The organism is Microbacterium sp. NPDC057944 (assembly GCF_042887445.1).
GTDB classification, from domain to species: domain Bacteria; phylum Actinomycetota; class Actinomycetes; order Actinomycetales; family Microbacteriaceae; genus Microbacterium; species Microbacterium natoriense.
In genome coordinates this window covers 1560651-1585824 of record NZ_JBHVPJ010000001.1, presented here as the reverse complement: position 1 = coordinate 1585824, position 25174 = coordinate 1560651, and the positions used below count along the sequence as shown (strand labels likewise).

Genomic DNA, 25174 nt, shown 5'->3' with positions numbered 1-25174 from the left:
CGAAGTGCGGATGCTCAGAGCCGGAAGAGGCTGCGGGCGTTGTTCTCGAGCACGTCGGCTCGACGGTCGGCGTCGAGCCACTCGATGTCGTCGATGAGCAGATGGATGTCGTCGAACCAGCGACCGGTCGCGGGGTCGATCTGCGAACCGGTGCCCGGCTTCTCCGAGCCGAACAGCACGCGGTCGGTGCCGACGGCCTTCATGAGCAGCTCCAGGCTGTCCTGCGTGTAGAGGCAGGAGTCGAAGTAGAAGTTGCGGAGCTTGTCGAGGTACGAGACCCCGGTGCGCACCACCGAGGGGAGGAAGCGGCCCATCTGGTACGGGATCGCTCCGCCCCCGTGGGCGACGATGACCTTGAGGTCGGGGAAGTCCGCGAACACGTTCGCCTGGATCATGCTCCAGACCGAGACCGTCTCCTCCTGGATGAAGTGCAGGCTGTACGGCTCGCGAGCAGGGTACTTGCACCCTGCCGAGTGCAGCAGCATCGGGACGTCGAGCTCGCACAGCGCCTCGTACAGCGGGTACCAGTAGCGCTCGCCCATCGCCGGCGGCACCTCGGTGCCCTCGTACGGGTCGGAGTTCACCATGGCGCCGACGAAGCCGAGCTCGGTGACCGCGCGGCGCAGCTCGGGCAGCCACTGCTCGACCGTGAGGTACGGGCTCTGCGGGATGCCGGCGATGCCGCGGAAGCGTCCGGGGAACAGCTCGGCGGTGCGGTGGATGATGTTGTTCGTCTCGGCCGTGAACCACTCGACGATCTTCGTCGGACGCTCCGAGTGCATGGCGTGGAACGGGCGCGGCGACAGCAGCTGCAGGTCGATGCCCGCACCGTCGATGTGGTCGAGGTGCGACACGTGACCGAAGCTCGGGTGCGGCGCGTGGTACGAGGCGATGAGCTCGTCGTCGCTGATCACAGGGGGCTTGCCGCCGTGCGATCCGCGGGCCGCCAGCAGCGACGCCTTCCACGCGTAATAGGAATCCGGGGCGGTCATGTGGCCGTGGACGTCGATGATCACGGGGGCTCCTTCAGAAGGGTGGTGCGGGTTCGCGTCGCGCTTCCGACGCTACGGAAGCGGCGAGCGGCGGGGATCGGCGGGCTGCGGGAAACTCCTCCGCGGCGATCCGACACGGTGTCGGATCGCCGCTGAGGGCTCAGCGCACGAGGACGTCGGCCGCGGCGCGGATGCGACGCAGATAGGGCTCGGCGGGGTCGTCGGCGGGGGCATCGCCGCCGCGGAGGATCACGGCGAGCGCGGACGAGAGGGCGGATGCCGCGTCCTCGGGAAGAGCCGACGCACGCCACGCGACCTTGCGGTCGGGCCGCACGAGGAGGGCGCCGTCGGCGGCGACCTGCCGGGCGACGGCCCAGCCCTCGTCGTCGTTGGCGATGACCGCGACGGTGATCGGCATGCTCGTCTCGACGGCGGCCACGGCATCCGTCCACCGCTCAGCGGCGGATGCCGAGGTGAGCAGCGTCAGGCCGACGGGGGCGATCAGGTCGTGCGAGGAGACCCGCTCCTGCCCCGCGAGCCACACGTGCGGAAGGTGGTGCCCCGGGCGCGATGTCGCGTGGAACGTCACCGGATCCGACGGGTCACCGGGCACCGGGGTGCCGTCGGGCACGAGCGCCCCCGCCCAGTAGTGGTACCCGGCCTCGACGCCCAGCTGGCTGTAGTCGTGGGCGTTGTGCCCGACCTCCGCGGCCACGCGCTCGCGCATCGCCGCCCCCTCGGGGGTGTCGCTCACGAAGACCTCGAGGCTGCGGAAGCCCTCGGCCTCGTCGTCGGTGAAGCCCAGGGCCTCGGCGATCGGAGGATGCCGGTTCGCGTTCTCGAGCGAGTGCGCCGTGTACCAGGCGACCGTGGGCCTCCGCTCGGCCTGGTAGCTGTCGAGCAGAGCATCCGTCGCCTGACCATCGAGCACCGCTGCCAGCTTCCAGCACAGGTTCTGCGCGTCCTGGATGCCGCTGTTGAGGCCGAGCCCGCCGGTCGGAGGATGCTTGTGCGCGGCGTCGCCGGCGAGGAACACGCGCCCCTCGCGGAAGCGCTTCGCGACGAGCGCGTCATAGCTCCAGCGCGTCATCGAGTGCATGGTGATCTCGTGATCGTCGGCGAGGCCGAGCATGCGGCGGATCGACGCGAACAGCGCCGCTTCGTCGTCGGGGTCGCCCTCGACCATCCAGGCGGCGACGGAGACCAGCCACTCCTCCGCGTCGCGGTTGTAGTGCGTCGGGCCGAGCGCCTGGATCGTGCCCCGGCGGCGAGCTCCCCCGGCGGGGTGCATGAAGTGGCCGAGCAGCGCATCGGGCTCCGACCACGCGGAGAGGTCCATGCTGACGTGGTAGTTGACGACCTCGCGCATGTCGCGCGGGCCCTCCATCTCGACGCCGAGCAGGACCGCGCTGTCGCGGCCGCCGTCCGCCGCGATGACGTAGCGGGCGCGCACGGTGCGCAGCTCCCCCGACTCCAGATCGCGGACCGTGACGACGGCGGCATCCGCCTCCTGCTCGATGCCGACGACCTCCTGCCTGCTGCGGATGCGACCGGGGGCCGCGGCCACGGCATGGCGGTGGATGAGAGGGTCCAGTCGCAGCTGCGGCATGTTGGCGAAGGCCCGGGGGCTCGAGGAGCGGTAGCGCTCGGCATCCGGTCCGCCGCCCCAGGCGGGGACCTCGCCGATCTTCATGCCGTCGAAGCGTCCGGGGCCGGTCGCGGTCGTGTACCAGACGGCCTTGCGCCAGCGGTCGTGCGTGGGGGTGGCGGCGTAGATGTCGTCGGCCACGCGCATGTCGTGGAACGCCTCCATGGTGCGCGGGTTGAGCAGGTGCGCGCGGGGGAAGCGGAACACGAAGTCGCGGCGCTCGGCGAGCAGCACGTCGATGCCGCGCTGGGCGAGAAGGATCGCGCACGACATGCCCACAGGACCGCCGCCCATGATCAGGACCTCGACGGAGTCGGGCCAGGCGTCGTCGCCGAGCGGCGACAGCGGGGCACGGGGGCTCTTGACGGATGCGGACACGGACTCCTCCTCGACTGCGGGAATCCCAGGCTAGATTTCGCGGATTCCCGCCCGATACGTGACCGCGGCGCGAAAGTCGGGCCCGGACTCCGACACGATGTCGCACATCCGCCCACTCGGTCGTCGAGCGAGCGCAGCCCCGGTCGTTGAGCGAGCGCAGCTCCTCGGTCGTCGAGCGAGCGCCCCCGGTCGTTGAGCGAGCGCAGCGAGACGAAACGCCCCTCGCGGGACAACGGAAGAGGGCGAGTCGACCCCCTCGGCGCGACTCGCCCTCTCCGTCCGCAGACCGGGTCTCAGTCTGAGATCGTCGGGACCGTCACCCACTGCCAGTAGGTGAACTCGTCCAGGTTCCAGTGGCCGCCGTGCCGCCCGCCGTTGCCGGAGGCGCCGATCCCGCCCATGGGGATGTGCGCGGCGTCGTAGATCGTCTGCCCGTTGAGCGCGACCATGCCGGCGCGCAGCCGGGAGGCGAAGCCGAGGCCGCGGGCGATGTCGCGCGTGTGGATCGCGGCGGAGAGGCCGTAGTCGCTCGCGTTCGCGAGGGCCAGTGCCTCCGCCTCCGTGGCGAACCGGGTCACCGGCGCGACGGGGCCGAAGATCTCGCTCTGGAACGCCGCGTTCGCGGCATCCACTCCGTCCAGCACCGTCGGCGCGAAGAAGACGCCCTCGTGGGTGCCGCCGTGCACGACCCGCGCGCCGTCGGCGACGGCCTGGTCGACGATGCCCTGCACCCGCTCCGCCTGGGCGGTGGTGATGAGCGGGCCGAGGGTCGTGCCGTCGGTGAGCGGGTCGCCGAGGCGCAGGGCGGATGCCGCGGCCCGCAGCCGCTCGACGTACTCGTCGGCGATGCTCTCGTGCACGAGGTGCCGACCGGTCGCCATGCAGATCTGCCCCTGGTGCCGGAAGGAGCCGCCGATGCCGCTGGCGACGGCCAGGTCGAGGTCGGCGTCCGCCATCACGATGAACGCGTTGTTGCCGCCGAGTTCCAGGATGACCCGCTTGAGCAGGCCGCCGGCGACCTCGCCGACGCGGCGGCCGGCGGCGGACGACCCGGTAAAGGAGATGACGTTCGTGTGCGGGGAGCGCACGACTGCCTCGCCGGTCTCGGGTCCACCGGGGAGGATGTGCAGGATGCCGTCCGGCAGCCCCGCCCTCTCGAAGATCTCGGCCATCACGGCGCCACCCGAGAACGCGGTCTTGACGTCGGGCTTCACGATCACGGCGTTGCCGAGGGCGATCGCCGGCGCCACGGAACGGATCGCGAGCATGAGCGGGGCGTTCCACGGCGCGATCACGCCGACCACCCCGACGGGGATGCGGCGGGCGATGCCGAGGGTCGTGGGGTCGTCGACGGGGAGCACGTCGCCCTGCGACATCGTCACCAGGCTCGCGGCCTCGACGAGCTCGTCGATCGCCTTGCTCACCTCGTGGCTGGCCTTGCTCGGCAGGGAGCCGCTCTCGCGCACGAGCAGGTACTCGACGTCGGCGCGGATCTCGCGCAGCGCCTCGGCGGCCCGGCTGAGCACGCCCGCTCTGACGCGGTACGACGACCGCGCCCACTCGCGCTGCGCGTCGACGGCGAGGAGACCTGCGCGCTCGACATCCGCGTCGTCGGCGATGCCCACGGTGCCGACGGGCAGGCCGTCGCCGGGAGAGATCACCGACGCCGTGCCGCCGCCGGGCTCGCGCCAGCCGCCGGAGAAGATGCGTCCGTCCGCTGCGCGCGGTTCCCAGTGCGCCATCGCACCCTCCTGCTCGATCGAAGTCCCTGCGATGCTAGCCGCTGACCGACGCCGCCACTTCCACCCTCCGCACGAATCCGGACCCCGCCCGCACGACACGGTGTCGCACACCTCTCGTCTGGCCCGTCCGCCCGGGGTCCGCCTCTCGCACACGGCTCCCCCCGTGAGCACGGTTCCCCCTCGTGAGCACAGTTTCGGACCCGGCATCCGACACGCCGCGTCCACAGACCCGACACCGGCGTGTCACCGCCGCACTCCGAAACTGTGCCCGGAGCCGCACTCCGAAACTGTGCCCGGAGCCGCACTCCGAAACGGTGCCCGAGGCCGCACTCCGAAGCCGTGCCCGGCGCCGGAGATCCACGGGCTGTCCCGGGGACGACGAAGGGGCGGATGCCGCAGCATCCGCCCCTTCGTTCATCGGGAGGTCACTCCCCGCTGGCGACCGCCAGGTCGGGGGTGGCCGAGATCTCGCCGCCGGTGGTCACACCGACCGCGACCTTCTCGCCTCGCGGACCGTGCTCGAACTGGAACTCGCCGTCCGCGGCATCCACCTTGACGTGGTCGCCGGAGTTGAGCTCGCCGTGCAGGATCTTCTCCGACAGACGGTCCTCGATCTCGTGCTGCATCGCGCGACGCAGCGGACGAGCGCCGAGGGCCGGGTCGAAGCCGATCTCGATGAGACGCTCCTTCGCGGCCTGCGACAGCTCGATCGTCATGTCGCGGTCGAGCAGCCGCTCGCCGAGGCGCTTGGTGAACAGATCGACGATCTGCACCAGCTCCTCCTTGTTGAGCTGCGGGAACACGATGATGTCGTCGACGCGGTTCAGGAACTCGGGCTTGAAGTGACGCTTCAGCTCCTCGTTGACCTTGCCCTTCATGCGCTCGTAGGTCGTGGCGTTGCTGCCCTCGATCTGGAAGCCGACGGGACCGCCCGCGATGTCGCGTGCACCGAGGTTGGTGGTCATGATGATGACCGTGTTCTTGAAGTCCACGATCCGACCCTGACCGTCGGTGAGACGACCCTCTTCGAGGATCTGCAGGAGCGAGTTGAAGATGTCCGGGTGGGCCTTCTCGATCTCGTCGAACAGGACCACGCTGAACGGCTTGCGACGCACCTTCTCGGTGAGCTGGCCGCCCTCTTCGAATCCGACGAACCCGGGAGGGGCTCCGAACAGACGCGAGACGGTGTGCTTCTCGCCGAACTCGCTCATGTCGAGCGAGATCAGGGCGGCTTCGTCGTCGAACAGGAACTCGGCGAGCGCCTTGGCGAGCTCGGTCTTTCCGACGCCCGTGGGGCCGGCGAAGATGAACGAGCCGGAGGGACGCTTCGGGTCCTTGAGGCCGGCGCGCTGGCGGCGGATCGTCTTGGAGAGGGCGGCGATCGCCTCCTCCTGACCGATGACGCGCTGGTGCAGGGCCTTCTCCATGAAGACGAGACGCGAGGACTCCTCTTCGGTGAGCTTGAAGACGGGGATGCCGGTGGCCTGTGCGAGCACCTCGGCGATCAGGCCCTCGTCGACGACCGCGGAGGTCGCGACGTCACCCGAACGCCACTGCTTCTCGAGGCGCAGGCGCTCCGCGAGGAGGCTCTTCTCCTCGTCGCGCAGCGAAGCCGCCTTCTCGAAGTCCTGCTCCTCGGAGGCCAGCTCCTTCTGCTCGCGGACAGCGGCGATCTTCTCGTCGAACTCGCGCAGCTCGGGCGGCGACGACAGGATGCTGAGGCGCAGACGCGCACCGGCCTCGTCGATCAGGTCGATCGCCTTGTCGGGCAGGAAGCGGTCGGACACGTAGCGGTCGGCGAGGTTCGCCGCGGCCACGAGTGCGCCGTCGGTGATCTGCACCTTGTGGTGCGCCTCGTAGCGGTCGCGCAGACCCTTGAGGATGTTGATCGTGTGCGGCAGCGTCGGCTCGTTGACCTGCACCGGCTGGAAGCGGCGCTCGAGCGCAGCATCCTTCTCGAAGTGCTTGCGGTACTCGTCGAGCGTGGTGGCGCCGATGGTCTGGAGCTCTCCACGGGCGAGGAGCGGCTTGAGGATCGACGCGGCGTCGATCGCACCCTCAGCGGCACCCGCACCCACGAGGGTGTGGATCTCGTCGATGAAGACGATGATGTCGCCGCGCGTGCGGATCTCCTTGGTGACCTTCTTCAGGCGCTCCTCGAAGTCACCGCGGTAGCGGGAACCGGCGATGAGCGAGCCGAGGTCGAGCGAGTAGAGCTGCTTGTCCTTCAGCGTCTCGGGGACATCGCCCTTGACGATGGCCTGCGCCAGTCCCTCGACGACGGCGGTCTTGCCGACGCCGGGCTCGCCGATGAGGACGGGGTTGTTCTTGGAGCGACGAGAGAGGATCTGCATGACCCGCTCCGCCTCCTTCTCGCGCCCGATGACCGGGTCGAGCTTGTTGTCGCGCGCGGCCTGCGTGAGGTTGCGGCCGAACTGGTCGAGCACCGCCGACCCGCCCTGGGCGCTGGCCTGCGAGTCGTTGGTCTGCGCGCCGACGGCGGCGGGCTCACGACCGGGGGCGCCGGACAGCAGCTGGATGACCTGCTGGCGCACCTTGTTCAGGTCGGCGCCGAGCTTGACGAGCACCTGGGCGGCGACGCCCTCGCCCTCGCGGATGAGGCCGAGCAGGATGTGCTCGGTGCCGATGTAGTTGTGGCCGAGCTGCAGGGCCTCGCGGAGGCTGAGCTCGAGCACCTTCTTGGCGCGCGGCGTGAACGGGATGTGGCCGGTCGGCTGCTGCTGACCCTGGCCGATGATGTCCTGAACCTGCTCGCGGACGGCGTCAAGGGAGATGCCGAGGCTTTCGAGCGCCTTGGCGGCGACGCCCTCGCCCTCGTGGATGAGGCCGAGCAGGATGTGCTCGGTGCCGATGTAGTTGTGGTTGAGCATCTTCGCCTCTTCTTGGGCGAGGACGACCACTCGACGGGCTCGGTCCGTGAATCTCTCGAACATGCTGTGACTCCTTATTCGCACGGGGCGAAGACGCGTGAAGCGCTTGTACATCGAGAGTAACCACCACATCGAGCCGGTATGCCCGTGTTCGCCGTGGGCATACCGCCCGTGGCGGTCGGTGACGGGGTGGAGCGGATGCCGTCGCGCAGGGCGTCCGTTGACGGGAGGACCAGCATCCGATACCTTAACGAAAATCGATAATATCGATAGTCGTTATGGCGGAAGGATGTCCCGTCGGGCGCAGAGAGGGCTGGTCTGATGACGTTCACCGCGGAGAATCTGGGCGGGGCTCTGCTGACCCTGCTCGTCGGGCTGCTGATCGTCGGAGCAGTCGTCGCGATGAGCGTCGCGAGCTCCCACCGCCGGCGCCGCAACACCCTCGTCCTCGACGTGGTCGACCGGCTCAGCCTCGGCTGGGTGCTCCTGTGCGGGGCCGGCGTGCTCCTCGCCGTGTTCCAGGCGCTCACCATGAAGACGATCTCCCTCGACCAGCCGGTGCTCGACCGCGCGAAGGCCTCCACACCGGACAACTGCGACTTCGCAGGCGCCGAAGGTGGGACGGAGTTGGACTGCTATGGCGCCGTGGTGGACCCGCCTGTGGGCGCGCAGATCCTGATGTTCATCTCCGGCGTGCTGCTGCTGGTCTGCTCCGCCTCGATCGCATGGGCGATCCACGTGGCCGCGCAGCGCGCCGCGCTCGGCGCCCCGTTCGACGCGACCGTCCCCCGGGTCTTCGTCGCGACCGCGATCATCGTCATGACGACGGCGGTGATCGGCGGCATCCTCCGTCAGGTCGGGATGACCGTCGCCGCACAGGCTCTACCGCAGACGGACGACGCCTTCATCCCCTTCGAGCTCAGCGTGCCGGTCTGGCCCTTCGCCGTGGGCGTCGGATGCTTCGCCCTCGCCGCGATCTTCCGCCACGGCAGTCGACTGCAGGGCGAGAAGGAGCAGCTGGAGAAGGAGACGGAGGGGCTGGTGTGACCCCGGCCGAGAGCGACGACGAGTTCACCGGCATCCACTGCCGACTCGATGAGCTGCTCGCCGATCGCGGCATGACCCTCACCGAGCTGAGCGCGCAGGTCGGCGTCAGCATCGTCAACCTGTCGGTCCTCAAGAACGACCGCGCACGCGCCATCCGCTACTCGACGCTGCGGGCGATCTGCGAGGCGCTGCAGTGCGAGGTCGGCGAGCTGCTCGTGATGGCCTGAGTCACACCGCCGGCTGCTGCGGGACGATGGGCGGTGCGGGCGGCGCCCCGACCGGCTCCACCACCACGGCCGTCCCGTAGGCGCAGATCTCGCTGAAGGTGCCGATCGACCCGGCGTCGAAGCGCATGGCGACGATCGCGTTGCCGCCGCGCTGCTGCGCCTCGGCCCACATGCGGCTCATCACGACCTGGCGACTCTCGTACATCATCTGCGTGTACTCGGGGATCTCCCCGCCGCCGAGCGCCCGGAAACCCGCCGTGAACCCCTGCCCGAAGTCGGTCGAGCGGACCGTGATGCCCATGACCTCCCCGAGCACGTTGGTGATGCGGTAGCCGGGGATGTCGTTCGTCGTCACCATGAACATGACCACATGGTGCCACAGGCGCCCTCCCCGGGGTATGGGCAGTTCTCTCCGCCCGCCGCCCTCTGATCCGGCGCCGGAACGCGTACGGTGGAGGCCATGAATCCGGACCGGAAGTTGCGCACCCCCGCACGCGTGCTGATGGCGCTGCCCGTCGCCGCCCTCGCCCTCTCCCTCGCCGCCTGCGGTGCGAGCCGACCGACCGAGAAGCAGCTGACGGACGGACTGATCGACTACTACACCTCGCAGAGCATGAGTGATCAGGTGAACGCGGACGCCGCGGCCTGCTTCGCCGGCTACCTGCTCGATTCGAAGCTCAGCAACGAGACCCTCAGCTACATCGCGCAGGGCAAGGACCAGGCGTCCAGCGTCGAGGACCGCGACCTCACCGTCAAGATCCTCAAGGACAACTTCGAGGAGTGCACGACCTGACGCCGGGCATGACGGATGCCGCCGGCATCCGTCATGCTTCGTCACATCCACCCAGGGAATTCACAGGCGCTCCTAGCGTTGAGGCTATGGCGTGCACTCGGCACGCAGTCATTCCTGGAGTCCCCCCACATGAGCACCACCGCCCGCGCCGCGAAGGCGCCCGACACCCGCGGTCCCGTACGGAAGCTGCTGACCTCGTTCGGCTTCCAGATCATCGCCGCCCTCGTCCTCGGCATCGTCGCAGGCCTCGTCGCCCGCAACCTCGGCGCCACCGCCGAGGCGCCGAACGGCCTCTCCGCGACCCTCGACACGATCGGCGGCTCGTACGTGACGCTGCTGCGCGCCGCCGTCATCCCGCTGATCTTCACCGCGATCGTCGCGAGCATCTCGAACCTGCGCCGCGTGCAGAACGCCGCGCGCCTGGCGGGGCAGACGCTCCTCTGGTTCGCCTACACGGCGTTCATCGCCGTGGTGATCGGCATCGGCCTCGGCCTCATCATCCAACCAGGATCCCGCGCGGGCGAGGGCCTGCAGGAGGGCGACCCGTACACGGTCGGCACCTGGTGGAACTTCCTCACGGGCCTCATCCCGCAGAACTTCCTCGGCCTCACCGTGAGCACCTCGGTCGACGCGGAGTCGGGCAGCGCGACCTCCAGCATCGGCTTCAACGTGCTGCAGATCATCGTCGTCGCCGTGGCCGTGGGCATCGCCGCGCTCAAGGCGGGCAAGAAGGCAGAGCCCTTCCTCGCCTTCACCGAGTCGCTGCTCAAGGTCATCCAGCGCGTGCTGTGGTGGATCATCCGCATCGCCCCGCTCGGCACCTTCGGCCTCATCGGCGCCGCCGTCGTCAAGTACGGCTGGGAGAAGCTGGCCTCGCTCGGATGGTTCGCCATCGCCATCTACATCGGCCTCGCCCTCGTGCTCTTCGTGGTCTACCCGATCATCGTCAAGACCAACGGCCTGTCGATCAGGCAGTACTTCTCGGGCGTGTGGCCGGCCGTGCAGCTGGCCTTCGTCAGTCGCTCGTCGATCGGCACCCTCCCGCTCACCGAGCGCGTGACCGAGCGCAACCTCGGCGTGCCGCGCTCCTACGCGTCCTTCGCCGTGCCGCTGGGCGCGACCACCAAGATGGACGGCTGCGCCGCGATCTACCCGGCCATCGCCGCGATCTTCGTGGCGCAGTTCTTCGGCATCCAGCTGGAGTGGTGGCAGTACATCATGATCATCGTCGTCTCGGTGGTGGGCTCGGCCGCGACCGCCGGAACCACCGGCGCCATCGTGATGCTCACGCTGACGCTCTCCACGCTCGGCCTGCCGCTCGCCGGCGTCGGCCTGCTCATCGCGATCGACCCGATCCTCGACATGGGCCGCACCGCGGTGAACGTCGCCGGTCAGGCGCTCGTGCCGACCATCGTCGCCAAGCGCGAGGGCATCCTCGACGAGGAGCTCTACAACGCGCCGCGCGAGGGCCTGCCCTTCGCCGACGATTCGGGCGACGACTCCCCCGAGGCGGACGCCTCGTCGAACAAGCAGCCGGTCGCCGCGAGCTGACGGCTCGCCCATCGCACGCGAGAGCGCCCCATCCCGTCCGCGGGGTGGGGCGCTCTCGTGTCTGAGCGGTTCACAACTCCTCACGAACCGCAGACCACGCAAGCGCCCGCCCCGGAACCACAGGGGCGTCCTCGAGCGCGAACCCGTTCTTTGAGGAGTTGTGAACGGGACGAGCGGATACTGAGGGAGCTACCGCTCCTGCTGGCGCATCGCGCCGCGGGTGTCGAGCGCCAGCTCCTCGGCGTCCATCGCCGCGAGCAGCTCGCGCATGACCTCCTCGTCGAGGTTGCCGGCATCGCGCTCGGCGAGAACGATCTCCCGACGCACGTGCAGCCACCCCCTGAACAGGGAGACGAGGTCCTCGTACGAGGGGCGGGCCGCGGCATCCTCCACCTGCTGCGCCTCATCGGCGTCCTTCTCCACGCGGGTCATCCGCTTGGCGAAGGCGTCGAAGACGCTGAGGTCGAGGGAGCCGTGCTTCGCCTCCCACTCCACGCGCTTGGCGGCGATGAACTCCTTGCCCGCCTCGCGGGTCTTCGCCTGCACAGCGGCGAGCGCCTGCGCGTCCTCCTCGTGCTCCGAGTCGCTCCTGATGCCGAGGCGCCGGATCAGCACCGGCAGCGTGAGCCCCTGCAGCAGGAGCGTGCCGACGGTCACGATGAAGGCGACGACGACGATCGCGTGTGAGGCCTCGGGGGCGAGCGTCGCGAGGTCGGCCGCCGCGAGGGCGGTCGCCAGCGTGACGACGCCGCGCATGCCCGCCCAGGAGATGACGGCGTTGTCCTTCCAGGTGAGCTGGAGCCCCGCCATCCGCTCCTTCACGATCTGCTCGCGCAGCTCATCGGGATCCTGATCGCGCCATCGCCGCGAGCGGCCTCGCCGCTTCTCGAACTCGCCGGACTCGACCCCGCGGTCCCACCGCTCGAGGCGTTTGCGGTCGAGGCGGTTCGCCCACGCGTTCGCGGGGTACACGTAGAGCGGACGCACCAGCAGCACGACCACCAGCACCGCCGCCGACAGCCACAGGATGTGTCCGACCGACTCTCCGCTGAGGTCTCGGAGAACACGGGGGAACTGCAGCCCGATGTAGGCGAACACGAAGCTCTCCAGCAGCAGGTCTGCCGAGAGCCACAGGGGCTTCTCCTGCTGCCGCGTGGTGTAGTCGGTGCGCGGGGCGTTGAAGCCGACGTAGATGCCCATCGCCACGACGGCGAGCACGCCGGATCCGCCGAGGTGCTCCGCGATCGCGTACGCGCCGAACGGGGCGAGCAGCCCGAAGGTGCCGATCACGACCGCGTCGTCGATCCGCATCCGCAGCTGGTGCAGCACGATGCCGAAGATCAGGCCGATGACGACGCCGACCACGACGGCGACGATGAACTGCCAGATGCCGTCCCACACGGTGATGGTGACGGTGGCGCTGACGAGGAGCGAGGCGAACACCCGGTACAGGGTGAGCGAGGTGGCGTCGTTGATGAGGCTCTCACCGGAGAGCACGTTCATGATGCGCCGGGGCAGTCCGAGCTTGCGGCCGATCGCCGCGGCCGACACCGCGTCGGGCGGGGCGACGATCGCGCCGAGCAGCAGTGCGCCAGGCAGGGTCAGCGACGGCAGGATCAGCCACGCCACCACGCCGACCGCGAGCGTCGTGAGCAGCACGAGCCAGATCCCGAGGCGCTGGATCTGCGGCAGGCTGCGCTTGAAGCCCACGAACGAGACGTCGAGCGCCGCCGAGTACAGCAGCGGCGGCAGCACGAGGTTCAGCAGCAGGTGCCCGTCGGTCTGCAGATCGGGGACGAACGGGAGGAAGGATGCCGCGAGCGCGACCACCGTGACCAGCAGCGGCGCCGGCCACCCCCGCCATCGCGCGATCGCCGCCACGACGACGCTGCCGACGAGGATGTAGAAGAATTCGACGCCCATGCCCACCACGGTACTGGGAATGCCCGCACGCGAGCAGCGGTTGGAGCCTGGGTGACCGCTCTCTCCGTCCTCGACCTCGTCCCGGTCCGCTCCGGGCAGACCAGCGCGGAGGCCATCGCGGCCTCCCTCAGCCTCGCGCAGATCGCCGATCGGCTGGGGTACCGCCGCTACTGGTTCGCCGAGCACCACAACATGCCGGCCGTGGCATCCACGACTCCTCCCGTGCTGATCGCGGCCGCCGCGACCCGCACCACGAGCATCCGGCTGGGCTCCGGCGGCGTGATGCTCCCGAACCACGCCCCGCTCATCGTCGCGGAGCAGTTCGCCGCGCTGGAGGCCATCGCCCCCGGACGCATCGACCTCGGTCTCGGCCGGGCGCCGGGCAGCGACCCCGTCATCACCCAGCTGCTCCGCGGCTCCGGCACCACGAGTGACGTCGAGCAGTTCCCGCGTCACGTGCAGGACATCGCGGCGCTCCTCTCCGGAGACGGCGCAACGGTCCGCTTCACGTCGGGCGGCGAGTACACGGTGCACGCGACGCCCGCCGCCACCGGCTCCCCCGAGGTGTGGCTGCTCGGCTCGAGCGACTACTCGGCGCAGCTGGCGGCATCCCACGGCCTGCCGTACGTGTTCGCCAACCACTTCTCCGGCCAGGGGCTGGAGCGCGCCCTCGACCTGTACCGCACCGGCTACCGCCCGAGCGAGGAGCACCCCGAGCCGCGCACCTTCCTCACCGTGAATGCCGTGGCCGCGCCGACGCAGGACGAGGCGGAGGCCCGCGCTCTCCCCCAGCTGCGCATGATGGCGCGGCTGCGTCTGAACAAGCCGCTGGTCGCGCTGGAGACCGTCGAGCAGGCCGTCGCCGCCTCGGCGGAGGCGGATGCGGATGCCGCCACCGAGCAGGTCGTGTCGGCCGCCCGCGAGCGCTGGTTCGTCGGCACCGGGGAGTCGGTCGCCGCCGAGGTGCGCGGGTTCGCGGAGCGGTACGGCGTCGACGAGGTCATGCTGTCTCCGGTCGCCGCGTCGTACGATGCGGAGCCTCGCGACTCCTCGCCCGGCCGCGCGCAGACGCTGGAGCTCATCGCCGCCGCGATGTGAATCGCCGCACGAGGGTGGTCTTCTGTGCGGGACAGGCGTAGCGTCGCCCGCAACGGAAGGAGTTCGATGATGAGTACCACGAAGACCCTCGCTCTCTGGGTCGCCTACGGCACGAACGGAGTCGTCGGCAGCATCCGCCACGACGACGACGGCTACACGGTCGTGATGGCAGGGTCGGATGCCGCAACGGGCAGCTACCCCAGCCTGGCGTCGGCGAAGGGCGCTCTGCACTCCCGCATGACGCCGGGCAGCGCCTGGCCGCTGTTCCGCGAGCACTGACCCCGCCCGCGATCGATCGCACTATCGACGATCGACGATCGACGATCGATCGCGCTATGGATCAGAAATGACTCTCCAGGGAGCCTCTCCACAGCATTTCTGATCCATCATCGGGTGTTCACGCGAGAAGAGAGAGCCCGACGGAGGCACGCGAGAAAGACGCCGGGATCATCGAGGTCCGACTGGGTGAGGCGGATGACGAGCCACCCGCAGCCCTCGAGATCCCGCTGACGCGCGATGTCCTTCCGCCACTGCGCCTTGTCGGTGCGATGCCCGTCGCCCTCGTATTCGATCGCGATCCGCAGCTCGGGGTACGCGAGATCCACTCTGGCGACGAAGCGGGATCCGTCCCTCACCACGAACTGCACCTCCGGTTCCGGTAGACCGACATCCACGATGACCAGCCGCGTCTCCGTCTCCTTCGGCGATTCGACCCCCTCTCGCGCACGCCGGAGGGCTTCTCCCACCTTGCCGCTGCCGCGGAACCGTCCCCACTCATCGAGCCGGGTCTCGACCTCGTGCAGGAAGAGCCGGGGTCGGCCGGCCTCGTCGAGCCCCGGATAGTGGGAGCAGCCTGTGACGAGCGCGTCGAGCAGGACCACCAGCTCGCGCACGCTGAGCTCTCCGGCGCAGCTGAAGACCGCGGCGACGGGATCGACCACGGGCGCCCCTCGGAGATGCCAGGTCCGCGCCCGTGCGGCGCCGAGCCGGCGCCCCCTGACCCCCGCCGCTCGCGGAGGGCTGTGCTCCTGCGGCGACGCGACCTCGAGCTCTTCCTCGACGCACCAGGCTTCTGAGAGCGGAAGCGCCCACAGACGCACCGCCGTCCTCCCGACGAAGCGCTGCTCCGGGCGCATCCGCGGAAGATAGCAGTCCACTCTCGCCCGGAACGATTCCGGAGGCGCAACCGATCTCACGCCGTGGAACGGACGCACGAGGTCGGCGGCATCCGCTCTCCCCCTGCGGATGCCGAGGGCTGCGGCCCTCCGGACGCTGAACTCGGGCCCCAGCTGTTCGGGGAGGGGGATTCGATGACGCATTCCGGCATGCTCGCACCGACGATGCTTTCCCGTCGCGGTGTTCGAGCTCCTGTCCCAGGCCAAGTGGACAACCCGCCCGCTCACCTGTTTGTGCAGTCCGACTCGCCTGGCTTCTGAACTGCCCAGGATGGATCAGAAATGCCGCTCCCAGGCCCCCTGCACCTACATTTTTGATCCATACCATCGGTGGGACGCCCACGGGGGCGGGGAGGAGGACGCACGGCGAGGCGGGAGCGCGTGCCCGCACGCGAGGGCGGTCAGGCGTCGGGCTCTCCGGAGAGGATGCCGCGCAGCCAGTCGCGCGCCTCGACGAACACGTCGTCGGAGTAGCGCTCCGGGTACTGCACGATCTGCCTGTCGGCACGGGGGTAGGAGCCGAGGAACACCACTCGGGGGCTGAACCGGCGGATGCCGAGCAGCGCGTCGGCCATGCGCTCGTGCTCGATGTGACCGTCGGCGTCGATGACGAACCGGTAGCGGCCGAGCTCGTCGCCGATGGGGCGGGATTCGATCAGCGACAGGTTGATGCCGCGGGTCGAGAACTGCTCGAGCATCTCGAGCAGCGAACCGGGGTGGTCGTGGGGCAGCTCGACGATGAGCGAGGTCTTGTCGGCCCCGGTGGGCTCCGGCGAGCGCGTCGTGCGGGTCACGAGAACGAAGCGGGTGACCGCCTGGGCGTTGTCGCCGATGCCATCGGCGAGCACGTCCACGTCGTAGTGCTTCACGATGCCGGGGGGTGCGATCGCCGCCTGGGCGGGGAGCGAGCCGTTGAGCACGCCGATCGCGGAGGCGACGTTGCTCGCGGCCGGCACGTGGGAGTGCTGCGGCAGGTGCTCGCCGAGCCAGCCGTGGCACTGGGCGTAGGCGACGGGGTGGGCGGCGATGACGGAGACGTCCTCGAGCCGGGTGCCTCGGGGCGCCACCAGCACGAAGTTCACCCTGACGAGGTACTCGCCGATGATCCGCAGTCCTGGCAGCGTGGCCAGCGCGTCCTGTGTGGTGGAGACGCCGCCCTCGATCGAGTTCTCGATCGCGATCATCGCGGCATCCGACACCCCCGACAGCACATCGTCGAGCGCCTCCCCGACGTTGTGCACGGGGCGCCATACCTGACCGCGCGCCTCGGGGACCTGGTCGAGCGCCGCTTCGGTGAACGTTCCTGCGGGGCCGAGGTAGCTGTAGGTGCGGCGTTCAGTCACGCGTTTCACCTTAGCCCTCCGCGTCGCGCGCGAGACTCCCGCCGACGAAAACCTTCACACCTCTGGAAATGAGACGTGCACGAACGGCCCGCGCGGTGCAGACTGTCTGCATGACGAGCCGTGCCGGCCTCCCCGCGGAGGAAAGTGACCTCATCGACGTCGACGAGCTGATCGCCGCCTACTACGACCGCGTACCGGACCCCGGCGTCGCCGCCCAGCGCGTCGTGTTCGGCACCAGCGGCCACCGCGGCTCCTCGCTGTCGAACAGCTTCAACGAGAATCACATCCTCGCGACCACCCAGGCGATCGTCGACTATCGCACCGGCCAGGGCATCACCGGCCCGCTCTTCCTCGGACGCGACACCCACGCGCTGTCCCTCCCGGCCGAGCGCAGCGCCATCGAGGTGCTCATCGCCAACGGGGTGGACGTGCGCGTCGACTCCCGCGACTCCTGGGTGCCGACGCCGGCGCTGAGCCACGCGATCCTCACCCACAACCGCGACCTGGCTGCGGATGCCGCGGGCCGCGCCGACGGCATCGTGGTCACCCCGAGCCACAACCCGCCCCGCGACGGCGGCTTCAAGTACAACCCTCCGCACGGCGGCCCCGCAGACACGGATGCGACCGGCTGGATCGCCGACCGCGCCAACCAGCTCATCGCGAACGGCCTCGACGGCGTCAAGCGCGTCCGCTACGCCGATGTCGACGGAGACACGATCGGCGAGTACGACTTCCGCGACGCGTACGTGCGCGACCTCTCCACCATCATCGACGTCGACGCCATCCGCCGCGCGGGCGTGCGGATCGGCGCGGATCCGCTGGGCGGAGCATCCGTCGAGTACTGGGCGCTCATCAAGGAGGTGCACGACCTCGACCTCACCGTCGTGAACCCCGAGGTCGACCCGACGTGGCGCTTCATGACGTTGGACTGGGACGAGAAGATCCGCATGGACCCGTCGTCCCCCTCGGCCATGGCCTCCCTGGTCGCCAGGAAGGGCGACTACGACGTGCTCACGGGCAACGACGCGGATGCCGACCGCCACGGCATCGTGACCCCGGATGCCGGTCTCATGAACCCCAACCACTACCTCGCGGTCGCGATCGACTACCTGTTCTCGCACCGCGCGGAGTGGCCGCGGGATGCCGCGATCGGCAAGACGCTCGTGTCGTCGATGATCATCGACCGCGTCGCCGAGTCGCTGGGTCGCCGCCTGCTGGAGGTGCCGGTCGGGTTCAAGTGGTTCGTGCCCGGCCTGCTCGACGGCTCGGTCGCGTTCGGCGGGGAGGAGTCGGCCGGCGCCTCGTTCCTGCGCAAGGACGGCACCGTCTGGTCGACCGACAAGGACGGCATCCTGCTGTGCCTGCTCGCCGCCGAGATCATCGCCGTGACGGGCAAGACCCCGTCGGAGCGGTACCGCGAGCTGGAGGAGGCGTTCGGCTCGTCCGCGTACCAGCGCGTCGACGCGCCGGCCTCGCCCGAGCAGAAGGCCGCGCTGGCGAAGCTCGCCCCCGAGGCGGTGTCGGCGTCGACTCTCGCCGGCGAGCCCATCACCGCGAAGCTGTCGCACGCACCGGGCAACGGCGCGGCGATCGGCGGCCTCAAGGTGCAGACCGAGCACGCCTGGTTCGCTGCCCGCCCCTCGGGCACGGAAGACGTCTACAAGCTGTACGCCGAGAGCCTCCTGGGCCCCGAGCACCTCGCCGAGGTGCAGTCGGAGGCCCGCGCCGTGGTGTCCGCCGCGCTCGGAGGCTAGGGCGCGCGGATCTCACCGCGTCTCGTCTCGCTCCGCTCGCTCGACGACCCGCTCTGCTGCCCCCGGCCGCTGAGCGAGGAGCGCAGCGACGAGACGACACGCCTCAGCGGATGCTGCGGGCGAGCGCGGCGCCGGCTTCGACGAGCCAGCGAGCAGGGTCGGCGAGAGCGGCCTCCGACGATCCGGCGAGCGCCGTCAACGAGGCGGATGCCGCGAACGGCGAGGTGTCGGCATCCGGGGTGATCCGGCCGGCCGCGAGCAGCGCGCGAGCCCCCGCGTCGGCGGCCAGGGCGGAGATGTACGAGGGCACCTTGCCGTCGCCGGACTGCCCGTCGTACGACCCCTCGCCCGTGATCACCACGTCGGCGCGGGCGATCGCATCGGCGAGCCCGATGAGCGATGCGACCTCCGCCGCACCGGGGGCGAGAGCCGCGCCCCACACCACGAGTGCGGCGCCGGTTCCTCCGGCCGCGCCCGCACCGGGCATGGACGCGTCGAGGCCCAGCAGCCCGGCGAGACGCGCGAGCCCTGCGTCCACGACGGGGATGTCGGATGCCGTGAGCCCCTTCTGCGGGCCGAACACGGCGGCGGCGCCGCGCGGACCGGTCAGCGGGTTGGTCACGTCGGTGAGCACGAGCGTCGATGGCGCCGACCGCAGACCCGCGAGGTCGACGGAGGCGAGGTCGACGAGTCCCCGAGCCCCGCGGGCGACGGGTGCTCCCGCGGCGTCGAGGAACCGCGCTCCGAGAGCGGTCAGCATCCCCATCCCGCCGTCGGTCGACGCACTGGACCCGATGCCGACGACGAGCCGCGAGACGCCGTGGCCGAGCGCGGCGGCGATCGCCTGTCCGAGTCCGGTGGTGTCGGCATCCCACGGGCGCAGCGTCGTGAGGAGCTCGATGCCCGATGTGGAGGCGAGGTCGACGACCGCGGTGCCGCCGGGTGCCTCGTCTGTGGGTGGCAGCAGCAACCAGGCCGTGCCGATCGGTTCGCCCGCGGGTCCGTCCACCGTGACCGGCATCCGCTCTGCGCCCGGCACCGCCGCGGCGAACGCGGCGACCGTGCCCTCTCCCCCGTCGGCCATGGGCCGGTGCACGAAGGACGCGGCGGGGTCGACCGAGGCCCATCCCGCGGCGAGCGCATCCGCGGCGTCCGCGGCCGTGATCGTGCCCTTGAAGCTGTCGGGCGCCAGGACGACGGAGGTCATGCGAGACCGGGAGTGCTCGCGCGCACGATCACCTCGAGCGGGAGCGGCGCCTGCTGCCAGTCCGCGTCGACGGTCGCCCGGAACGCCTGGTAGCCGACCTCGCTGAGCGGCACCCGGACCGTCGTGAGGGCTGGTGCGACGTCGCTGCTGGACGGCACGTCGTCGAAGCCGCACACCGCGATGTCCCCGCCCACGGCGCGTCCGGCGTCGCGGATCGCCGACATCGCGCCGATCGCGACGATGTCGCTCATCCCGAACACCAGGGTGCCGGGTTCGACGCCCGCGGCGAGCTGGGCGGCCATCAGGGCCGTGCCCGACTCCCGGCGGAAGTCACCGCGCAGCACGCGGTCGACCGAGCCACCACCCGCGGAGAACCCGGTCTCGAAGCCCGCGAGGCGCTCGTCGGAGGTCAGCACGCCCTCCGCGGCTCCGATCAGGATCGCTGACCGGTAGCCGAGCTGGGCCATGCGCTCGCCCAGCGCCCGCGCACCGCTGCGGTTGTCGATCTCGACGTGGCGTCCGTCGCCCTCGCCGGCGCCGAAGGTCACGATCCGCCCGCCCAGGCGCGAGAACTCTGCGAGCTCGCGCGCCGTTCCCGTGTCGGGCGGCCCCGTGGTGCGGGAGGCCGCGAGGATGAGCCCCTGAGGGCGCTGTCCGCGGAGCGCCCGCACGATGCGGGCCTCGCGCTCGGGGTCCCGTTCGGTGATCGCGATCGTGACGACGAGACCGTGCTCGTCCGCTCCGCGCGCGACGCCGGAGGCGATGAGGCCGAAGTACGGGTCGGCGATATCGGCGACGAGCAGCGCGATCACGGGAGAGGTTCCCCTGGCGGTCGACTGCGCGGAGACGTTCGCCGTGTAGCCGAGTTCGGACGCCGCCAGCTCGACGCGCTCGCGGAACGACTCGGCGACCTTGCGCTCCGAGCCGTTGAGGACACGGGATGCGGTGGCGAGTGAGACGCCGGCCTCGCGCGCGACGTCGTGCAGGGTCGGGGCCGCTCCGCGCGCGTGCCGCGGCCGGCGGACCGGGGAAAGGCTTTCCGGCGTGCTCATGACCCGAGCATACTGGGATGTCCGACAGACTCCGAGAGGCTTCGCGGCCTGGCAACCGCTTGCCGGGTCAGGCCATCCTCGCGAGAGCGCTCTCGTCGATCACGTGCAGCAGGGGCTCCCCTGCGACGAGGCGCTCCAGCTCCTCTCCCACGAGCTCGCCCATCGCCCCGCGGTCCGCGCCCATGGAGCCCGCGACGTGCGGTGTCAGCTCGACGTTCTCGAGCTCCCAGAGCGGCGAGTCGGGCGCGGGCGGCTCGTCGACCGTCACGTCCAGGAGCGCCGTGAGGTCGGTCCGGCGCGAGAGCACCGAGACCAGTGCGGCTTCGTCGATCAGCCCGCCGCGAGCGGTGTTGACGAGCGTCGCGCCCTGCGGCATCCGCTCGAGCAGCCCAGCGCCGATCATGCCCGTCGTCGCCGGCAGCAGCGGGGCGTGCAGGCTCACCACCTCCGAGCGTGAGAACAGCTCCTCGATCGAGACGAGCTCGATCCCCAGCTCCGCAGCCGCCGCGGGAGAGGCGTAGGGATCGGCGGCCAGCAGCCGCAGGCCGGTGCCCTGCAGCCGCTCCGCGACACGGCGTCCGATCGCGCCGAGCGCCACCAGCCCGACCACGCTGCTCCGCGTTCCGGAGGCGAACTGCGCCGCGGCATCCTTCGACCGCAGCTCGCGGTACGCCCGCCGCGCTGCGGGCACTCCGCGGGCGGCGAGCACGATCTGCGCCGCCGTCATCTCGGCGACGGGCTCGGCGTTCGCCGCGGCCGCCGAGACCACCGTGATCCCTCGCGCCCAGGCGGCATCGGTGACGATGTGCTTGACCGATCCGGCCGCGTGCAGCACCGCCGTCAGCCGCGGAGCACGCTCCAGCAGGACCGCGTCGATCACCGGCGCCCCCCACCCCGTGAGCAGCACGTCGACATCGCGCAGCGCCTCGGGGTCCGCCGCCAGCTCCTCTGCGGTGAGGAACGGTCGGACCAGGTCCACGGTACGGTCGATACCTGCCAGAACCTCTGCCGGATAGACGTCGTCTCGACGTCGCTCCTCCATCACCAGCCGCGCTCGCATGCGCTCCATGTGCTCTCCTTCGAAGGCGAAACATCCGATCAATGATTGACAGTGCTCGCGTCCCTAGGTTAGATTCGCCAACGACGTCTTGCAAAGTGGCAAGCGTTTGCCAAACCCTGGAGAACCCATGCACACAAAGATGAAAGCAGCCGCAATCCTGGGCGTCGTGACGCTCGCCCTTGCCGGCTGCTCCAGCACGGCCGCCCCCGAAGGCGGTTCCGGCGTCACGCAGGACGAGGATGCCGTCCTCGAGATCTGGACCCGCACGACCCCCGGAAGCCCCAGCGAGGCGGCGACGATCCGGCAGGTCGAGGCGTTCACGGAGGCCACCGGCTACAAGGCCGAGGTCACCGCGATCTTCGACGACTTCGAGATCAAGCTCGCCCAGCGTGCAGGGCAGAAGGACCTGCCCGACATCGTGCTCAACGACGTCAGCCAGCTCGGCACCATGCAGTCCCAGGGCATCCTCCGCGAGATCGACCTCAAGGACATCAAGAACTCCAAGGACATGACGGCGCAGGCGCTCGAGGCCGGCAAGGCCGTCGACGGCAAGACCTACGGCATCCCGTACTCGGCACAGGCGAACGCGCTCATGATCCGCAGCGACTGGCTGCAGAACCTCGGCCTCGAGGCGCCGACCGACTGGGACGAGATGCTCGAGGTCGCCACGGCCTTCACCGAGAAGGACCCCGACGGCAACGGCCAGGCCGACACCTACGGCCTCGCGGTTCCCGGATCGACCAAGCGCGGCTACGCCTCCTGGTACTTCTCCAACTTCCTGTGGGCCGCGGGCGGCGACTTCATCACGGGCTCCGGCGACGAATGGCTGCCGTCGATGAGCTCCGACGAGGCGATCGAGGCCGCGACCTGGTTCCGCGACCTGCAGTGCAAGGCCGGGGTCGTCCAGCCGGGCGCTCCCAGCATGGACACGCCGCCGACCAACGAGGCGTTCGAGTCCGGCGTCGCGGGCATGTACCTGACCGGCCCGTACATGATGCCCCGCTTCGACAAGGTGCTGGGCGCCGACAAGTACACCGTCGTCCCCGCCCCCAAGGGCCCGAAGGACTCCTCCGTGCTCGCCGAGGGCGGCACGGTCTACCTGATGGCCGGCTCCGAGAACGAAAAGGGCCAGACGGCCTTCGCCGACTGGTACGTCAGCCCCGACGCCCAGAAGTTCGGCATGGAGGGCACAGATGCCTTCGCGATCCAGCTCCCGGTGAACGAGAAGGTCGACATCGCCGACGTGCGCGACGACCCCCGCTGGCAGACCTTCGCGACCGCCTACCAGGAGAGCGGCCACTACGCTCCGACCATCCCGAGCTGGACCCCGGTCCGCCAGATGAGCGCCGACACCATCAACGCGCTGCTCGCCGACTGCTCGCTCGACGTCGAAGAAGAACTCACCAAGCTCGACGGCAAGCTGACGGCCGAGCTCCTGACGCAGGGAATCCTCAAGCAGTGACCATCCACACAGCCGACGCCGCGACCGCGGCCGACGCACCCCAGGCAGCGGCGGGGGCCATCGCGTCCCCGCCGCCCGCCCGGCGGCGCCGCCGCCATCGAGTGCAGGGCCAGTGGTGGGTCCCGTGGGCCTTCCTCGCCCCCGCCCTGCTGCTGTTCCTGATCTTCCGCTACATCCCGATGTTCCAGGCCGTCGGCATGTCCGTCGAGAACGTCCGCCCCTACCTCGGCAACGAGTTCGTGGGGTTCAAGAACTACGAGACGATCCTCACCGACGCGGCCTTCCGCGACGCGACGATCAACACGCTCGTGCTCGCCCTCGGGCAGACCGCGGGCTGCCTCATCCTCGGCTTCCTCCTCGCGCTCCTGCTGGAGGGCCAGACCCGCAAGCTCTCCTTCATCCGATCCGCGGCGTTCCTGCCCGTGGTCGTCCCGATGGCCGTGGTCGCCGAGCTGTGGCGCATCATGTACCACCCGTCTCCCGACGGGTTCCTGAACTCGATCATCGGCATCATGGGCATCGCCCCCAGCGAGTACATCAACAGCCCGGACTCGGCCATGTGGTCGATCATGCTGATGGGCATCTGGCGCGGCGGCCCCTACGACATGATGATCATCCTCGCCGGTCTCGCCGGCATCGACCGCGGGCTGTACGAGGCCGCGACGGTCGACGGCGCGAACCGCTGGCAGCGGATCGTCCACGTGACCCTCCCCGGACTCCGCCCGGTGTTCACGATCCTGTTCATCCTCGCCGCCATCCGCGGCTTCCGGGTGTTCACCGAGGTCTACCTGATGACCAACGGCGGCCCGAACGGCGCCACCGAGGTCGTCATGACCCTCCTCTACAAGCTCGGACTGGAGCAGCAGAAGCTCGGGGTCGGATCGGCGGGCGCAGTGCTGCTGTTCCTCGCGACCCTCGTGCTGACGCTCACCGTGCAGCTGCTGCTGCGGAAGAAGAAGGACGCATGAGCGCCGGAACCGATACCGCTCTCGGACTCACCGAGAGCCGCACCGTCGTCGGAATCGGCGTGAAGGTGCTGCTGTACGCCGTCGTGGTCGTCCTGTTCGCAGGCCCCCTGGTCGCGCTGCTGTCCGGCGCCTTCAGCGAGGTCTCCGACCCGACGGAGCTCAGCGTCATCCCCAACCGGCCCACGCTGGACAACTTCGCCGTCGCCTTCGACTTCGGCGTGCTCGGCTACCTCATGAACTCGTTCTTCGTGGTCGGCTTCGGCCTGCTGCTGCAGGTCGTCGTGTCGGTGCTCGCCGGCTACGCCCTCGCCCGCAAGAAGTTCCGCTTCTCGGCGCTGGCGATGGTCGCGATCCTCGCCACGATGATGCTGCCCGATGAGATCCTCGCCCTGCCGCTGTCGATCCTCCTGGCCGACCTCCCCCTCGTGCACATCAACCTGATGGGCACGCTCGCGGGCATGATCGTCCCGATCGGCGCCTGGGCGTTCTCGATCCTCGTCATGACGGAGTTCATGAAGGACGTGCCGCTCGAGCTGGAGGAGGCCGCACGCATCGACGGGGCCAGCGAGCTGCGGGTCTTCGCGCAGATCATCGTCCCGCTGTGCAAGCCCGCCCTCGGCGTCATCGGCGTGTTCGGCTTCACGATGATCTGGGACCAGTACCTGCTGCCGCTGCTCGTCTCGACGTCGAGCGACACCTACACGCTCCCCCTCGCGCTGCGCACGCTGCGCATCGAGCCGGAGGTCACTCCCGGCGTGGTCATGGCCGCGTCGCTGCTCGCGCTCGCGCCGTCGGTGATCGTGTTCCTGCTGTTCCAGCGCTCCTTCGCCCGCGGACTCACGTCCGGCGCTCTGAAGGGCTGA

Annotated in this window: 21 protein-coding genes; 10 read left to right on the top strand and 11 right to left on the bottom strand. The window is 70.0% G+C overall.

Annotation, left to right across the window (positions count from 1 at the left end; all coding sequences use genetic code 11):
• Positions 1–14 precede the first annotated feature (14 nt).
• From ACFVRO_RS07125 to ACFVRO_RS07110, 4 genes are all read right to left on the bottom strand, one after another.
• The gene (locus ACFVRO_RS07125) at positions 15–1016 is read right to left on the bottom strand and encodes an amidohydrolase family protein (protein ID WP_386950799.1); all 1002 of its coding nucleotides are present in this window, start codon (positions 1014–1016) and stop codon (positions 15–17) included.
• 136 nt (positions 1017–1152) lie between these two features.
• Positions 1153–3018, bottom strand: coding sequence for an FAD-dependent monooxygenase (locus tag ACFVRO_RS07120; RefSeq protein ID WP_386950796.1), 1866 nt, complete (start codon positions 3016–3018; stop codon positions 1153–1155).
• A gap of 293 nt (positions 3019–3311) precedes the next feature.
• The gene (locus ACFVRO_RS07115) at positions 3312–4760 is read right to left on the bottom strand and encodes an aldehyde dehydrogenase family protein (protein ID WP_386950792.1); all 1449 of its coding nucleotides are present in this window, start codon (positions 4758–4760) and stop codon (positions 3312–3314) included.
• A gap of 425 nt (positions 4761–5185) precedes the next feature.
• Positions 5186–7714: an ATP-dependent Clp protease ATP-binding subunit gene (locus tag ACFVRO_RS07110; protein ID WP_386950789.1), complete on the bottom strand. Its 2529-nt coding sequence runs from the start codon at positions 7712–7714 to the stop codon at positions 5186–5188.
• 258 nt (positions 7715–7972) lie between these two features.
• On the opposite strand from ACFVRO_RS07110, the gene ACFVRO_RS07105 reads away from it, so the two are divergent.
• The gene (locus tag ACFVRO_RS07105; protein ID WP_386950786.1) at positions 7973–8698 is read left to right on the top strand and encodes a hypothetical protein; all 726 of its coding nucleotides are present in this window, start codon (positions 7973–7975) and stop codon (positions 8696–8698) included.
• Positions 8695–8925, top strand: coding sequence for a helix-turn-helix transcriptional regulator (locus ACFVRO_RS07100; RefSeq protein WP_341941271.1), 231 nt, complete (start codon positions 8695–8697; stop codon positions 8923–8925). Before ACFVRO_RS07105 ends, ACFVRO_RS07100 begins: the two co-directional genes overlap by 4 nt.
• A 1-nt stretch (position 8926) precedes the next feature.
• Here ACFVRO_RS07100 and ACFVRO_RS07095 read toward each other — a convergent pair whose 3' ends face one another.
• A complete protein-coding gene (locus ACFVRO_RS07095) occupies positions 8927–9289 on the bottom strand; it encodes a YbjQ family protein (RefSeq protein WP_386950784.1) in 363 nt (120 codons plus the stop codon).
• A gap of 96 nt (positions 9290–9385) precedes the next feature.
• Here ACFVRO_RS07095 and ACFVRO_RS07090 point away from each other — a divergent pair, with 96 nt between their 5' ends.
• Both ACFVRO_RS07090 and ACFVRO_RS07085 read left to right on the top strand, forming a co-directional pair.
• A complete protein-coding gene (locus ACFVRO_RS07090; protein WP_105672920.1) occupies positions 9386–9718 on the top strand; it encodes a hypothetical protein in 333 nt (110 codons plus the stop codon).
• A 129-nt stretch (positions 9719–9847) separates the two neighbouring features.
• A complete protein-coding gene (locus tag ACFVRO_RS07085) occupies positions 9848–11269 on the top strand; it encodes a dicarboxylate/amino acid:cation symporter (RefSeq protein WP_386950781.1) in 1422 nt (473 codons plus the stop codon).
• 189 nt (positions 11270–11458) lie between these two features.
• Here the strand turns inward: ACFVRO_RS07085 and ACFVRO_RS07080 are convergent, their stop codons facing one another.
• Positions 11459–13192, bottom strand: a complete 1734-nt coding sequence (locus tag ACFVRO_RS07080) for a cation:proton antiporter (protein ID WP_386950778.1) — start codon at positions 13190–13192, stop codon at positions 11459–11461.
• Positions 13193–13243: 51 nt separating this feature from the next.
• On the opposite strand from ACFVRO_RS07080, the gene ACFVRO_RS07075 reads away from it, so the two are divergent.
• Both ACFVRO_RS07075 and ACFVRO_RS07070 read left to right on the top strand, forming a co-directional pair.
• On the top strand, positions 13244–14290 hold the full coding sequence (locus ACFVRO_RS07075) for an LLM class flavin-dependent oxidoreductase (RefSeq protein WP_386950775.1): 1047 nt from the start codon (positions 13244–13246) through the stop codon (positions 14288–14290).
• A 69-nt stretch (positions 14291–14359) separates the two neighbouring features.
• Positions 14360–14569: a methyltransferase gene (locus ACFVRO_RS07070; RefSeq protein WP_341941264.1), complete on the top strand. Its 210-nt coding sequence runs from the start codon at positions 14360–14362 to the stop codon at positions 14567–14569.
• A gap of 107 nt (positions 14570–14676) precedes the next feature.
• Here ACFVRO_RS07070 and ACFVRO_RS07065 read toward each other — a convergent pair whose 3' ends face one another.
• A complete protein-coding gene (locus ACFVRO_RS07065) occupies positions 14677–15609 on the bottom strand; it encodes an endonuclease domain-containing protein (protein WP_386950772.1) in 933 nt (310 codons plus the stop codon).
• 257 nt (positions 15610–15866) lie between these two features.
• Complete coding sequence (gene pheA / locus ACFVRO_RS07060; RefSeq protein WP_386950769.1) at positions 15867–16817, bottom strand: prephenate dehydratase; 951 nt, start codon at positions 16815–16817, stop codon at positions 15867–15869.
• A 101-nt stretch (positions 16818–16918) separates the two neighbouring features.
• Here pheA and pgm point away from each other — a divergent pair, with 101 nt between their 5' ends.
• Positions 16919–18562 (top strand): phosphoglucomutase (alpha-D-glucose-1,6-bisphosphate-dependent), encoded by a 1644-nt coding sequence (gene pgm / locus ACFVRO_RS07055; protein ID WP_386950766.1) that lies wholly within the window; start codon positions 16919–16921, stop codon positions 18560–18562.
• Between the two features lie 103 nt (positions 18563–18665).
• Here the strand turns inward: pgm and ACFVRO_RS07050 are convergent, their stop codons facing one another.
• The 3 genes from ACFVRO_RS07050 to ACFVRO_RS07040 form a co-directional block, all read right to left on the bottom strand.
• The gene (locus tag ACFVRO_RS07050; protein WP_386950763.1) at positions 18666–19769 is read right to left on the bottom strand and encodes a glycerate kinase; all 1104 of its coding nucleotides are present in this window, start codon (positions 19767–19769) and stop codon (positions 18666–18668) included.
• On the bottom strand, positions 19766–20821 hold the full coding sequence (locus tag ACFVRO_RS07045) for a LacI family DNA-binding transcriptional regulator (protein WP_386950759.1): 1056 nt from the start codon (positions 20819–20821) through the stop codon (positions 19766–19768). Before ACFVRO_RS07045 ends, ACFVRO_RS07050 begins: the two co-directional genes overlap by 4 nt.
• Before the next feature lie 67 nt (positions 20822–20888).
• Positions 20889–21890, bottom strand: coding sequence for a hydroxyacid dehydrogenase (locus ACFVRO_RS07040; protein ID WP_386950756.1), 1002 nt, complete (start codon positions 21888–21890; stop codon positions 20889–20891).
• A gap of 130 nt (positions 21891–22020) precedes the next feature.
• On the opposite strand from ACFVRO_RS07040, the gene ACFVRO_RS07035 reads away from it, so the two are divergent.
• The 3 genes from ACFVRO_RS07035 to ACFVRO_RS07025 are packed head-to-tail and all read left to right on the top strand — an operon-like array spanning position 22021 to position 25174.
• Positions 22021–23343 carry a sugar ABC transporter substrate-binding protein gene (locus tag ACFVRO_RS07035; RefSeq protein WP_181155822.1) on the top strand — a complete coding sequence of 441 codons (1323 nt, stop codon included), beginning with the start codon at positions 22021–22023 and terminating at the stop codon, positions 23341–23343.
• Entirely contained in the window at positions 23340–24311 is a 972-nt protein-coding gene (locus ACFVRO_RS07030; protein WP_223585860.1) for a carbohydrate ABC transporter permease, read from the top strand. The genes ACFVRO_RS07035 and ACFVRO_RS07030 overlap by 4 nt, the downstream gene beginning before the upstream one ends.
• The gene (locus tag ACFVRO_RS07025) at positions 24308–25174 is read left to right on the top strand and encodes a carbohydrate ABC transporter permease (RefSeq protein ID WP_105672930.1); all 867 of its coding nucleotides are present in this window, start codon (positions 24308–24310) and stop codon (positions 25172–25174) included. The genes ACFVRO_RS07030 and ACFVRO_RS07025 overlap by 4 nt, the downstream gene beginning before the upstream one ends.

Coding starts and splice junctions, on each gene's coding strand:
- ACFVRO_RS07115 (WP_386950792.1), bottom strand. CDS start 4,760: ATGGCGCACTGGGAACCGCGCGCAGCGGACGGACGCATCTTCTCCGGC.
- ACFVRO_RS07110 (WP_386950789.1), bottom strand. CDS start 7,714: ATGTTCGAGAGATTCACGGACCGAGCCCGTCGAGTGGTCGTCCTCGCC.
- ACFVRO_RS07105 (WP_386950786.1), top strand. CDS start 7,973: ATGACGTTCACCGCGGAGAATCTGGGCGGGGCTCTGCTGACCCTGCTC.
- ACFVRO_RS07095 (WP_386950784.1), bottom strand. CDS start 9,289: ATGTTCATGGTGACGACGAACGACATCCCCGGCTACCGCATCACCAAC.
- ACFVRO_RS07090 (WP_105672920.1), top strand. CDS start 9,386: ATGAATCCGGACCGGAAGTTGCGCACCCCCGCACGCGTGCTGATGGCG.
- ACFVRO_RS07085 (WP_386950781.1), top strand. CDS start 9,848: ATGAGCACCACCGCCCGCGCCGCGAAGGCGCCCGACACCCGCGGTCCC.
- ACFVRO_RS07080 (WP_386950778.1), bottom strand. CDS start 13,192: ATGGGCGTCGAATTCTTCTACATCCTCGTCGGCAGCGTCGTCGTGGCG.
- ACFVRO_RS07070 (WP_341941264.1), top strand. CDS start 14,360: ATGAGTACCACGAAGACCCTCGCTCTCTGGGTCGCCTACGGCACGAAC.
- ACFVRO_RS07065 (WP_386950772.1), bottom strand. CDS start 15,609: ATGCGTCATCGAATCCCCCTCCCCGAACAGCTGGGGCCCGAGTTCAGC.
- pgm (WP_386950766.1), top strand. CDS start 16,919: ATGACGAGCCGTGCCGGCCTCCCCGCGGAGGAAAGTGACCTCATCGAC.
- ACFVRO_RS07050 (WP_386950763.1), bottom strand. CDS start 19,769: ATGACCTCCGTCGTCCTGGCGCCCGACAGCTTCAAGGGCACGATCACG.
- ACFVRO_RS07045 (WP_386950759.1), bottom strand. CDS start 20,821: ATGAGCACGCCGGAAAGCCTTTCCCCGGTCCGCCGGCCGCGGCACGCG.
- ACFVRO_RS07040 (WP_386950756.1), bottom strand. CDS start 21,890: ATGGAGCGCATGCGAGCGCGGCTGGTGATGGAGGAGCGACGTCGAGAC.
- ACFVRO_RS07035 (WP_181155822.1), top strand. CDS start 22,021: ATGAAAGCAGCCGCAATCCTGGGCGTCGTGACGCTCGCCCTTGCCGGC.
- ACFVRO_RS07025 (WP_105672930.1), top strand. CDS start 24,308: ATGAGCGCCGGAACCGATACCGCTCTCGGACTCACCGAGAGCCGCACC.